The sequence below is a fragment of the Lachnospira rogosae (ex Hitch et al. 2025) genome (assembly GCF_040096455.1).
GTDB classification, from domain to species: Bacteria; Bacillota; Clostridia; order Lachnospirales; family Lachnospiraceae; genus Lachnospira; species Lachnospira rogosae.
Map to the genome: position 1 here is coordinate 117,172 of NZ_JBBMER010000001.1, position 12,966 is coordinate 130,137.

Genomic DNA, 12,966 nt, shown 5'->3' on the forward strand with positions numbered 1-12,966 from the left:
TTGAAAGGATAGAATGTTTCAGAATTTTATTCTATAAGTTATGCAGACAAAAGATATAAAGAAATATTTCGTTATTATTTGTCAGATTAATTAAGAAAATATGTAGAAAAATGTCAGTATTATATTGCAATAATTTGTCATTGGTGTTTTAATATATATAGTTTAATTATGGGGGTGTTGTATATATATAATATAAGTGTGCCCCAATATGAAAGAATGGATGGTGTCTTTGATGGATTTAGCTTCAATTATAGGTATTGTCTTAGGTGCGGTAATGGTTGTATTCGGTATTCTGTGGGGCAATGGTGTATCAGCTTTGCAGAATTTCGTCGATGTTCCTTCAATTATTATTACACTTGGAGGTTCTTTAGCAGGTCTTATTGCGTCGAATACTCTTAAAGATTTCCTTAATAATTTTAAAGGTGTGGGTCTTGCGTTTAAAGATCCGAAGTATGACAATGGTTCAACAATAGCCAAGATTATAGAATTGTCAAATGTAGCAAGAAAGGAAGGTCTTCTTGCACTTGAAGAGGTGGCACAGAATCTTGATGATGAATTTATGAAGAAAGGTATTCTGCTTATTGTTGATGGTACAGAACCAGAGCTTGTAAGAGGAATACTTGAAACAGAACTTATGAATATGGATGAACGACACAGAAGTGTGGCTGGGTTCTTTGAGACATGGGCAGCACTTGGTCCTGCCTGGGGTATGATTGGTACTCTTATAGGTCTTGTTAATATGTTAAAGGATTTGCAGGATTCATCAGCAATTGGACCATCGATGGCAACAGCCCTTCTTACAACACTTTATGGTTCGTTGATAGCTAACTGGTTCTGTACACCAATTGCTAATAAATTAAAAGAGCAGAATTCTATAGAATATCAGCTCAAAGAAATAGTTATTGAGGGTCTGCTTTCTATTCAGGCAGGTGAGAACCCACGAGTAATTGAAGAAAAGCTTAAGTCATTCCTTGCACCAGCATCAAGAAATGCATTGTCTACCGAAGAAGGAGGAGGTGAAGCTTAATGGCTAAGAGGAAACCTCAGGACCAGCCAGCCGGATCTCCAGCGTGGATGTCGACTTTCAGTGATTTGATGAATTTGTTATTATGTTTCTTCGTTTTACTGTTTTCGATGTCATCAGTAGATGCAGAAAAGTTTGAAAAGGTTGCGGCTTCCCTGTCAGCGAGCTTTAGTATATTTCCATCAGGAGGTTCAGCATTATCTGATGAGGGTATTCTTGTGGGAAGTGGAGCAACACAGCTTAATGATCTTAGTTCATATTATAATAATATGGGTCTTAATACAGACGGTGAATTTACCGAAGAGGTAAAGACAGCTAAGGAACAGATGGATAAAGAAGGACTTAAAGAGTCTGAAAGTATGGCAGATGAAATAGAATCGGCTCTTAAAGCTGCTAATGTTGATAATCAGGTTGAGATAACAGCTACTAATAAATATGTAATGCTTAATATGAATGGTGGTATATTGTTTAATTCAGGTGAAGCTGATCTGACACCTGAAGCGGTGAGTCTGTTAGATTCAGTGGCTGGAGCAATATACCAGTATAATGACAATTATATAACAATAGAGGGACATACAGATAGTAATCCGATTAATACTGCCAAGTTCCCAGATAATATGATGCTTTCTGTGCATAGAGCACATAGCGTATATAATTATCTTGTTAATAATAAAGGCTTTGATGCCAAGACTATGACATCTTCAGGTCGTGGAGAGAATGTTCCGATAGCTGATAATACAACGGCAGAGGGACGTGCCCAGAACCGTAGGGTTGAGATAAAGATATATAATAATCTTAACAGTGATATACAGTAGATTTTCATTAAAGTATTTTGCTATAGACATAATCAGCATATATTAGATACATATCAGGAGGAAAGTTTATGAAGAAAAGTATGTTAAATGTTATAACACTTGCACTAGTTCTTGTGAATCTTGTGCTTACTGTTATACTTACATTTTCACTTGTATCAACTAACAACAAGACTAATAAGCTTGTGACTAAGGTTTCGGAGATTATTGACCTGGATGTTGCAGGTGTTGATAACAGCAGTAAGTCAACATCAGCTGGCACAAGCATAGAAGATGTAGCTTATGTAGATGTAAGCAATAATGGTTCTAATGATATTATGATATCTTACACAGATGGTGGTAAGACACATTATGCAATTGTTAATGTAACTCTTGGACTTAACACTAAGGCTAAGGATTATGCATCTAAGAGCACAACTATTAACAATGGTATGAAAGTAATTGTAAACGCAGTCCAGACAGAGGCTATGAAATATACATATAGTACAATAGCAGCAAGCAAGACAACAGTGGAATCTAATCTTTTAGCAACACTTCAAGATACATTCCAGACTGAGTGTATAACATCTGTTATTGTATCAGTAGTAGTCCAGTAATATAGGGGAATGTGTTTAATGTTAAAGATTAATTATGAATACAAGGAGGTGAGGAAGACATGGGAGAGGTCTTATCGCAAAGCGAGATAGATGATCTTCTAAAGGCGTTAAGCAGTGGTGAACTTGATGTTGATGAGATGAAGAATGGCGAAGAGAAACAGGTGAAGAACTATGACTTTGCAAGACCATCTAAGTTCTCAAAGGAACATTTAAGAACATTGGAGATTATATTCGAGCATTTTGGAAGACTTCTGGCAACCAATCTTCCAGCCTATTTAAGAAAAGCAGTCAGTGTTGACGTAGTCAATTCGGAAGTAGTAATCTATTCAGAATTCTCAAATGCCTTGTCAAATCCAGTTCTGCTTGGAGTAGTAAGTATGGCTCCGCTATCAGGTAATATGGTTATGGAGATTGCTTCTAATCTGGGATTTGCATTTGTAGACAGATTGTTAGGTGGAGCAGGAGCAGCTCTTGATAAAGAAAGAGAATTCTCGGAGATTGAGCTTTCGATAATAGAAAGAATATTCTCAATATGCGTTAATCTTTTAAGAGAGCCTTGGGAAAATGTTATTAAAGTAACTCCGCGATTGGAAAGAATAGAGACAAATTCTCAGTTTGCACAGATAATATCACCAACTGAAACAATAGCAATTATAACTATTAATCTCAAGATAGGTGATGTTGAAGGTCTTGTTAATGTATGTCTTCCATTTACATTATTAGAGCCAGTTATGGACAAGCTTAATACGAAGTTCTGGTTTGCTAATATGCAGGAAAAAGATCCTAAGCTTTATGGAGATGTTATTGAATCGACAATCAGCAGGACTAAAGTACCTGTTAAGACATTGCTTGGTGAATCCAAGATTAATGTATCTGATTTCATTAACCTTCAGGTGGGGGACATTATTAAAATTGATAAAAAAGTTGATCAGGAACTCGATGTTTATGTTGGCAACATCAAGAAGTTTAAAGCATTACCTGGTTACTTTGAAGATAAATACGCAGTTAGAATAACGGACGTAATTAGAGAGGAGAGTGAGTAAAAGATGGATGGTATGTTATCACAGGATGAAATCAATGCATTATTGAATGGAATGTCTGCTGATGATAGTGCTGACAATGAAACATCGGAGACACCACAGGAAAGTAATGAGTCTGCAAGTGATAATACTCCGAACACCGATAAACCAGAGGCCCTTTCTGATACTGAGAAAGATGCAGTTGGCGAGATATCTAATATAAGTATGGGTACAGCAGCGACAACACTTAGTTCACTGCTTAACCAGAAGGTTAATATAACGACTCCTAGGGTTGAGGTAGCAGATTGGGATAAGCTTTCTAGAAAGTATGACAGACCTTGTGTAATGCTTCAGATTAGATATAAGGAAGGTATAGATGGCAATAATGTACTTATTCTTAAGGAGAGAGATGTTAAGATAATTACTGACCTTATGATGGGAGGCACAGGAAATGTAGATGATGGAGAAGAACTTACAGATCTGCATCTTAGTGCAATAGGTGAGGCTATGAACCAGATGATGGGTTCAGCAGCTACCTCTCTTTCATCAATGTTTAACAGGAAGATAGATATAAGTCCTCCAATTGCTAATATTGTTGAAACATATAATGAGATGGATGAAACACTTCCACAGTTTTTAAATGACAATTTTGTAATTGTTGCATTTAAGATGCAGATAGGGGATTTAATTGATAGTGAGATTATGCAGTTATATCCTATTGATTTTGCTAAGGAACTTTTAACAATGTTCTCAATTGATCAGGAAGCACAGTCAGATAACAGTTCAGCAAGCACAGAACCAACACCAGCTGAACAGACGGCAGCACCGCAGCCACAGGCAGCTACAGCACCACAGGCAGCTACAGCACCACAGCAGCCAATGCCAGATATGTCACAGCAGGGTATGATGCAGCAGGGTATGATGCAGCAGGGAATGCCAATGCAGGGTATGCCTTACGGATATGGAATGCCAATGCAAGGTATGCCTTATGGATACGGAATGCCAATGCAGCAGGCACCTGTGAAGGATGTTAATGTTTCACCGGCATCATTTCAGCCATTTCAGGCTGATGTTAATCCACTTGTTCAGCAGGAGAACATCGATTTGATTATGGATGTGCCTCTTGAAGTAACAGTTGAACTTGGAAGAGTATCAAAGTCAATTAAAGACATTCTTGATTTCGCACCGGGAACAATCGTTGAACTTAACAAGATTGCAGGAGAAGCAGTTGATGTATTAGTTAATGGCAAATATGTTGCCAAAGGTGAAGTTGTTGTAATCGAAGAGAACTTCGGTGTAAGAATTACAGAAATTATCAAGTAATAATTTATTGTTTTTTAATAAAAAGATATATCAAAATTGGACTTGATGATGTATAATACTTACGGATTTTTATTTAGTGAATAATTTATATTTTAGTTAAGATAGGAGATTCATATGGCTAAGAATATTTTAATTTGTGATGATGCAGCATTTATGAGAATGATGATTAAGGATATACTCACAAAGAATGGTTACAATATCGCAGGAGAGGCTGAGAATGGTGCTAAGGCTGTTGAGAAATATGCAGAATTAAAGCCAGACCTCGTACTTATGGATATTACAATGCCTGAGATGGACGGAATTGAAGCACTTAAGAAGATTAAAGAAACAGATCCTAACGCAGCTGTAATTATGTGTTCAGCTATGGGTCAGCAGGCAATGGTAATTGAATCAATTCAGTCAGGAGCTAAGGATTTTATCGTAAAGCCATTCCAGGCAGATAGAGTATTAGAGGCTGTTCAGAAAGTTGTTGGATAATGACAGTTGCACTTATGAGCAGCAGGCTTGAAGCATTTGCACAGCTTTTTACTCTTCTTATTGTATTTATATTTGTATTGGCAGCTACATATTTTGCAACCCGTTTTGTTGGTAATTACCAGAAGAATAAGCTTTCCGGAAGTAATATACAGATATTAGAGACTATGCGTATATCTAATACAAAGTATATTCAGGTTATTAAGGTTGGCGGGAAGTGTTTTGCAATAGCTGTTACTAAAGATAATGTGAGTTTTCTTTGTGAATTGAATGAAGATGAGCTTATATATAATTCTTCTAGTGATACAGGTACAATTAATAAGGAGAGTTTTAAGGCTGTTTTGGAGAAATTTAAAAAGGACAAGCCAGAAGGTTAGGCGGGTTTATTGTATGTTACATTGGTTGAGAAAGCATAAAAAGTCATGCATAAGAGGATTTGCAGCAGTCAGTGCAGTATTTGGTGTGATGTGTGGCGTTACAGCTAAGGTTCTTGCTGCGGAAGGTGATGACAATCTTATAAGCATAGGCATATCGGCAGGTGATGGCAGTGATATGGCAAGCGTTTTACAGATGTTGATTGTATTGACAGTAATATCGTTAGCACCATCAATACTTATTATGCTTACTTCATTTACCAGAATTGTTATTGTGTTGCATTTTACAAGAGCAGCTATAGGTACACAGACCGTTCCACCTAATCAGATAATTATAGGATTATCATTGTTTTTGACGGTGTTTGTTATGGCACCAACATTTACAGAGATATATGATAATGCCATAACGCCGCTATCTAATAATGAGATGACGGCAGAGGAGGCATTTGATGAAGGTATTAAGCCGCTTAGAACATTTATGTTAAAGCAGACTTCTACCAAGGATCTGGATACATTCCTTAAAATTGCAGGATATGAAGAAGGTTCAGTTAAATCAGAAGATGATATAACATTAAGGGTTTTAATTCCATCATTTATAATAAGTGAATTGAGAATTGCATTTATTATTGGTTTCCTTATATATCTTCCATTTATTGTTATTGATATGGTAGTATCTTCAACGCTTATGTCAATGGGTATGATGATGCTCCCACCAACAACAATATCTACACCGTTTAAGATACTTCTGTTTGTTATGGCAGATGGATGGAACTTGATTATTGGTAATTTAATGATGACATTCAAATAATAAAGGTGGGACTGATATATGGATACTGGTACAGTTATTAATATTGCAAGGCAGACAGTATGGATTATAGTAAAAACAGCTGTTCCTGTACTTCTTGTTTCAATGATTGTTGGTTTGGTTATAAGTCTTTTTCAGACACTTACATCTATTCAGGAGCAGACTTTGACATTTGTGCCGAAGCTTATTGCAATTCTTTTAACATTAATGCTTTTGGGGGCATGGATGTTAAATCAGATTACAGGATTTATGGGGAATTTGTGGAATTTCTCACAGTATATTTAATTAAAGGATTAAGATATAATGATTAATTATGAGGTTGCGCTTGGACAATTTGAGCTATTTGTTTTAATATTAATTCGATTAGCTTCATTTGTTTATGCCGCACCTTTTTTTAATACTGCCAATGTTCCACGAAAGTTTAAAGTTGGTTTTGCAATTGCACTTAGTGTGATTGTTTATGCTATTCATCCAGATATGTCGGTAGAATATGATAATATGATTGATTATTGTATAATTGCACTGCAAGAAGTAATAGTAGGAGTAATACTTGGTGCGGCGAGTTTTTTTTGTGTTCAGATTATACAGTTCTCAGGTAAGATAATTGATATGGATATAGGTATATCTATGGCACAGTTATATGATCCTACAACAAGAATGCAGGTGGGTATTATGGGCAACTTCTATTACTATATGTTAATGCTTTTGCTTATAATATCAGGTATGCACAGATTTCTTATAGAAGCTATCGTTGAGACATATAATGTTATACCTATAGGTGGAGTCAAATTCAGCGGTGCGATATATTCGACTGTTATACAGTTTATGACAGATTATTTTGTTATAGGTTTCAGAATAGCACTGCCGGTGTTTGCCACAACACTTCTTCTTAACTGTATTCTTGCCATACTTGCAAGGATAGCACCACAGATGAATATGTTCGTTGTTGGTATGCAGCTTAAGATATTTGTTGGAATATTTGTAATTCTTTTTACAATAGGTATGCTTCCAGCTGTTTCTAATTTCATACTGGAAGAAATTCAAAGCATATTTACAGCATTGGTAAGGGGTATGAGCTGATATGGAGAATGAACTTATATTAAGGCTGAACCTTCAGTTTTTTGCTAAAGATGGTCCCGGAGGGGAAAAGACAGAGCCGGCTACAAGTAAGAAGCTTAATGATGTAAGAAAAGAAGGACAGGTAGCTAAAAGTAAAGAGATAATAACAGCCATTTCTTTGATGTCATTGTTTATTATCCTAAAGATTTATGTTGGAAGACTTGGCACTGGATTTATAGATGTATTTAAGAATATATATGGGGCAATTGTAGTAATAGGCAATGACAGCGGTGATGGCTTATCCACCGGCTGGGCAGTAGCAACATTAAGACAGCTTGCAACAGAGGTTATTACGCTTGCAATTCCAATACTTCTTGTAGCTGTGATAATAGCGATACTTGGTAATGTGTTACAGCAGAAGTGGATGATAACAGCAAAGCCTATGCAGCCCAAATTAAGCAAGATTAGTCCGTTGAGTGGCTTTAAGAGAATGTTCTCTGTAAGACAGTTATTAGAGCTGCTAAAATCAATAGTGATGATTACAATTATAATTGCTGTTGTATATTCAACGATAAAAGATAAAATGAATGTTCTTCTTACATTCTATGATATTAGTCTTAATACAGCACTTTCAACAGTAGGAGATATAATTATAGGTCTTGGCATTAAGATAAGTGCGATATTTCTGATAGTCGGATTTGCTGACCTTGTGTATCAGAGACACAAGTTTAAGAATGATAATATGATGACTAAGCAGGAAGTTAAAGATGAATATAAGAATTCCGAGGGTGATCCTCAGGTTAAGGGACAGATCAGAAAGCGTATGCAGGAAGTATCAAGAAGAAGAATGATGCAGCAGCTTCCAGAGGCGGATGTAGTTATTACTAACCCAACACATTTTGCAGTCGCCCTTAAATACGAACCTAATGAGGGCAGGGCACCAGTAGTAATTGCCAAGGGTGCTGATTATCTTGCATTTCAGATAAAGGATAAAGCTAAGGAATATAATATTGCTATTGTGGAGAATAAACCACTAGCGAGAATTCTATATCATAATATAGATGTTGGTATGGAGATACCACCAGAATTATATCAGGCAGTTGCAGAAATTCTTGCCGCAGTTATGAAAACAAATAATAGATTATAATATAAATATGTGTTATTATTAATATTACAATATTGTGATATTAAGATATGAAAAGATATGGGAAGGAGAAATAAAGTGAAGCTAAAGAGAAATGACTTATTCATTGGAATATATATTCTTTCAGCAGTATTATTCTTTATTATTTCAATTCCTTCATGGTTACTTGATATTTTGCTTGCATTTAATATAATGGTGGCTTTAGTTATATTATTTAACTCATTGTTTGCTAAAGAAGTATTGGATATGGCATCATTCCCAACAATGCTCTTATTTACAACAATTTTTAGAATTTCTCTTAACGTATCATCAACTAAGATGATATTAAGAGATGGTTATGCAGGTCACGTGGTTTCTGTGTTTGGACAATTCGTAGGTGGTGGTAATCTTGTAATTGGTACCATCATATTCATAGTATTGATTATTGTACAGTTTATAGTTATCAATAAAGGTTCTGAGAGAGTATCAGAAGTAACAGCAAGATTTACTCTTGATGCTATGGCTGGTAAGCAGATGGCTATCGATTCAGATCTTAATACAGGTGCTATTACTGATAAGGAAGCAGCAGAAAGAAGAAAGAAGTTACAGCAGGAGAACAGCTTCTTTGGTTCTATGGATGGTGCTACCAAGTACGTTAAGGGAGATGCAACAGCAGGTCTTATTATCACAGCAATCAACCTTGTTGGTGGTATTGCAATGGGGATGCTCTATAATGGAATGTCCATTAATGATGCACTTTCTACATATTCAATCCTTACAATTGGTGATGGTCTTTGTTCACAGATACCTTCACTTCTTATATCTTTGTCAACAGGTATATTAGTTACTAAGGCATCAAGCGAGGGTGAACTTGGCGACGAGATGGTTGGACAGTTGTTCTCAATGGACAGGGTCCTTATTATGGTAGGTGCAGCACTTATATTATTAGGTGTAGGAACACCACTTCCATTTTACATATTTGTGCCACTTGGTGTAGCACTTATTATCTATGGAAGAAAGTTAAAGGATAAGACAGGCGAGGCAACTATCGAGGAGATGGCAGAGGCAGAAGAAAATGAGGCTCAGGAAATCAGAAAGCCGGAAAATGTTGTTTCTTTGCTTAATGTAGACCCAATCGAATTAGAGTTTGGTTATGGTATTATACCTTTAGCCGATGTTAATCAGGGGGGTGATCTTCTTGACCGAGTTGTAATGATCAGACGACAGATAGCTCTTGAACTTGGTGCGGTAGTACCAATTATCAGATTAAGAGATAATATACAGCTTAATCCTAACCAGTATGTAATTAAGATTAAAGGCATACAGGTAAGTGAGGGCGAGATACTTTTTGACCATTATATGGCGATGAACCCAGGTTATGTAGAAGAAGAGATAACAGGTATTCCAACATTTGAACCATCTTTCCATCTTCCAGCTATATGGATTACTGAAAGCCAGAGAGAAAGAGCAGAATCTATGGGATATACTGTTGTTGACCCACCATCAATAATGGCTACACATCTTACTGAAGTAATAAGACAGCATATTGCAGAACTTCTTACAAGACAGGATGTTCAGAATCTTATTAACAATATTAAAGATAATAACCAGGCACTTATTGATGAGCTTGTACCTAAGCTTATCGGTATTGGTGAGATACAGAAAGTGTTACAGAACCTTTTATCAGAAGGCATATCAATCAGGGATCTTGTAACTATATTTGAAACACTTGCTGATCACGCGGCAGTCACAAGAGATACAGATATATTAACTGAATATGTAAGACAGAGCCTTAAGCGTGCCATTTCTGGCAAGTATTTTCCACCTAACGAGGTTACTAATGTTATTACTCTTGACCCTAAGGTTGAACAGGAGATTATGGCGGCTGTTAAGAATACAGAACAGGGAGCTTATCTGTCACTTGACCCTGCCCGTACTAAAGCTATTATGGATTCTTTAGGTGAAGAATTAAAGAAGCTTGAAGATATGGGAAAGAATCCGATTGTTATAACTTCGCCTATAGTCAGATTGTATTTTAAGAAGTTAGCATCTGATTACTATAAAGATATAATTGTGATTTCATATAATGAAGTGGAATCAAATGTTGAATTACAGTCAGTTGGGATGGTGACAGCATAATGATAGTTAAGAAATTTCAAGCGCCTACAGAAAGAGAGGCAATAATAAAAGCTCAGGAAGAATTAGGAAGCACAGCAGTTGTGCTTAATGTTAAGACAATTAAGCAGAGAGGCTTTGCAAAGCTTTTTAAGAAAGATGCTGTAGAAGTTACGGCAGCTCTTGAGGAAAAAGATTTTGTTGATGGAATTAACAAGTCAAGACCATCATTTGATAATACAATGAATAAAGAACAGATGATTAACAGAAGTATGGTTTCAACAGGAAGCCTTCCATCGATTAATCTTGTGGCTGATGATTCAGTTAATCTGTCGTCATCTTCGACGGCTTCTGCGATAGAGCAGAAGCTTGACTCGCTGCACGATCTTTTACAGAACCAGAGTTTTAATAAGCCGGCTGATGTGCAGGGAACAGTGTCTAATCCTTATTCAGGGGTGGCAGGCAGCGTAAGAAGCTTGTATAATGATGATACAGATATTAAGTCTGCATCATCTGATAATACTGAAAGACAGCAGGTTAAGCAGAGAGAAAATGCTAACTACAAATCATTACAGTTAATCTATAAGAAGCTTATTGATAATGAAGTTGACAGCAGATATGCAGATGAAATTATTGGTGAGATTGAGAACTCATTAAAGAAAGAGTCTAACATAGACAGTATTCTTTCTGCTGTATACCAGAAGATTATATTAAAGCTTGGAAAGCCTAGGACTATTACATTATCAGATAAGGCGAAGGTCGTATTCTTCATAGGACCTACAGGAGTAGGAAAGACTACTACAATTGCCAAGATAGCTTCAAGCTTTAAGTTAGAGCATGAGGCAAAAGTTGCATTTATTACAGCAGATACATATAGAATAGCGGCTGTAGAGCAGCTTAATACATATGCTTCTATTATAGATTGCCCTGTAAGTGTTGTGTATTCTGTTGAGGATATGGATAAGAGCCTTACAGATTATAAGGATTATGACTTAATACTTATTGATACAGCAGGACGTTCGCATAAAGCAGACGACCAGATGGATGAATTAAAGTCATTTATAGAGCAGGTTGTCCAAAGAAAAGATGAGTTTGATTTTGAAAGCTATCTTACATTAAGTGTAACAACTAAATATAAAGATCTTAAGAGTATAGCGGACAAATATGATGATGTAGACTGGTCAATTATTTTTACTAAATTAGATGAAACTTGTTCACTTGGCAACATCCTTAATCTGAGAATGTTGACAGACAGACCACTTGCTTATACGACATCAGGACAGAATGTTCCTAATGACATTGAAGTAATCAATGAGCAGTGGATTGCCAAACAGCTTTTAGGAGGCGGCGAATGATGATGGATCAGGCAGAAAATCTGCGTAATATAATTAGACAACAAAATCAGAACAGCATTACCAATGCCAGAGTTATCGCTGTAACAAGCGGAAAGGGAGGTGTTGGCAAGTCTAATCTTTCGGTCAATCTTGCACTTGAATTTACAAGAATGGGCAAGAAAGTAATAATACTTGATGCAGATTTTGGTCTGGCTAATGTTGAAGTTATGTTCGGTGTTATACCAGAATATAACTTAAGCGACCTTATGTTTAAGGGCAAGGAGATTAAAGATATTATAACAGAAGGACCAGAGGGAGTTGGATTTATTTCTGGAGGTTCTGGGATAGCTAATCTTGTTAATCTTGACCAGGAACAGATTAAAAGACTGGTTAATAAGCTGTCAGACCTTGAGGCACTGGCAGATATAATAATAATAGATACAGGAGCTGGAATATCACCTAGTGTTATGGAATTCCTGTTATCAAGTCCTGAGACAATCATAGTTACTACACCTGAACCGACATCTGTAACCGATTCATATGCACTTCTTAAAGCACTCAGTATGAATGAGAATTACAAGAGCGAAGAGTGTACAATAAGAATGGTAGCTAACAGAGTTGATTCAGAGAGTGAAGGAAAGAATCTTTATGACAAGCTTAATGCAGTTGTAACACAGTTCCTAGGGATTAATATGGAATATCTTGGAAGTGTTCCGCAGGATTCAACTGTAAGGAAGGCAGTTATGAAGCAGAAGCCTGTTACAATAGTATACCCTAATTCTTTTGCAGCCAGGCATTTTAGGTATATAGCTGAGGAATTGTTAGGAAATGAAGGGGATGCTCCAATGCATAAAAAGGGAATTAGAAGTTATTTTAAAAATGTATTTTCACGCAAGATGTAATTACCT

14 protein-coding genes are annotated in these 12,966 nt (G+C 36.3%); all 14 read left to right on the top strand.

What is annotated here, in order from left to right:
- The first annotated feature begins 208 nt into the window (after positions 1–208).
- Positions 209–1,027 carry a motility protein A gene (locus WMO14_RS00485; RefSeq protein WP_318255764.1) on the top strand — a complete coding sequence of 273 codons (819 nt, stop codon included), beginning with the start codon at positions 209–211 and terminating at the stop codon, positions 1,025–1,027.
- The gene (locus WMO14_RS00490; RefSeq protein ID WP_055174402.1) at positions 1,027–1,839 is read left to right on the top strand and encodes an OmpA/MotB family protein; all 813 of its coding nucleotides are present in this window, start codon (positions 1,027–1,029) and stop codon (positions 1,837–1,839) included. The genes WMO14_RS00485 and WMO14_RS00490 overlap by 1 nt, the downstream gene beginning before the upstream one ends.
- A 68-nt stretch (positions 1,840–1,907) precedes the next feature.
- Complete coding sequence (locus tag WMO14_RS00495; RefSeq protein ID WP_022502701.1) at positions 1,908–2,432, top strand: hypothetical protein; 525 nt, start codon at positions 1,908–1,910, stop codon at positions 2,430–2,432.
- 59 nt (positions 2,433–2,491) lie between these two features.
- Positions 2,492–3,475 (top strand): flagellar motor switch protein FliM, encoded by a 984-nt coding sequence (fliM, locus tag WMO14_RS00500; protein ID WP_022502700.1) that lies wholly within the window; start codon positions 2,492–2,494, stop codon positions 3,473–3,475.
- 3 nt (positions 3,476–3,478) lie between these two features.
- Positions 3,479–4,774, top strand: a complete 1,296-nt coding sequence (gene fliY / locus WMO14_RS00505; RefSeq protein WP_349153091.1) for a flagellar motor switch phosphatase FliY — start codon at positions 3,479–3,481, stop codon at positions 4,772–4,774.
- A gap of 114 nt (positions 4,775–4,888) precedes the next feature.
- A complete protein-coding gene (locus WMO14_RS00510; RefSeq protein WP_022502697.1) occupies positions 4,889–5,251 on the top strand; it encodes a response regulator in 363 nt (120 codons plus the stop codon).
- Positions 5,251–5,625: a flagellar biosynthetic protein FliO gene (locus WMO14_RS00515; protein ID WP_022502696.1), complete on the top strand. Its 375-nt coding sequence runs from the start codon at positions 5,251–5,253 to the stop codon at positions 5,623–5,625. The genes WMO14_RS00510 and WMO14_RS00515 overlap by 1 nt, the downstream gene beginning before the upstream one ends.
- 13 nt (positions 5,626–5,638) lie before the next feature.
- Complete coding sequence (fliP, locus tag WMO14_RS00520) at positions 5,639–6,430, top strand: flagellar type III secretion system pore protein FliP (protein WP_022502695.1); 792 nt, start codon at positions 5,639–5,641, stop codon at positions 6,428–6,430.
- Between the two features lie 18 nt (positions 6,431–6,448).
- Positions 6,449–6,712: a flagellar biosynthesis protein FliQ gene (gene fliQ, locus WMO14_RS00525; RefSeq protein WP_022502694.1), complete on the top strand. Its 264-nt coding sequence runs from the start codon at positions 6,449–6,451 to the stop codon at positions 6,710–6,712.
- 18 nt (positions 6,713–6,730) lie between these two features.
- Entirely contained in the window at positions 6,731–7,507 is a 777-nt protein-coding gene (gene fliR, locus WMO14_RS00530; RefSeq protein ID WP_055174406.1) for a flagellar biosynthetic protein FliR, read from the top strand.
- A gap of 1 nt (position 7,508) precedes the next feature.
- Positions 7,509–8,633 carry a flagellar biosynthesis protein FlhB gene (gene flhB, locus WMO14_RS00535; RefSeq protein WP_055174408.1) on the top strand — a complete coding sequence of 375 codons (1,125 nt, stop codon included), beginning with the start codon at positions 7,509–7,511 and terminating at the stop codon, positions 8,631–8,633.
- 57 nt (positions 8,634–8,690) lie between these two features.
- Entirely contained in the window at positions 8,691–10,748 is a 2,058-nt protein-coding gene (flhA, locus tag WMO14_RS00540; protein ID WP_055174410.1) for a flagellar biosynthesis protein FlhA, read from the top strand.
- Positions 10,748–12,079 carry a flagellar biosynthesis GTPase FlhF gene (gene flhF / locus WMO14_RS00545; protein ID WP_349153092.1) on the top strand — a complete coding sequence of 444 codons (1,332 nt, stop codon included), beginning with the start codon at positions 10,748–10,750 and terminating at the stop codon, positions 12,077–12,079. Before flhA ends, flhF begins: the two co-directional genes overlap by 1 nt.
- Positions 12,080–12,081: 2 nt before the next feature.
- Entirely contained in the window at positions 12,082–12,960 is an 879-nt protein-coding gene (locus tag WMO14_RS00550) for a MinD/ParA family protein (protein ID WP_055175030.1), read from the top strand.
- Positions 12,961–12,966: the final 6 nt, after the last annotated feature.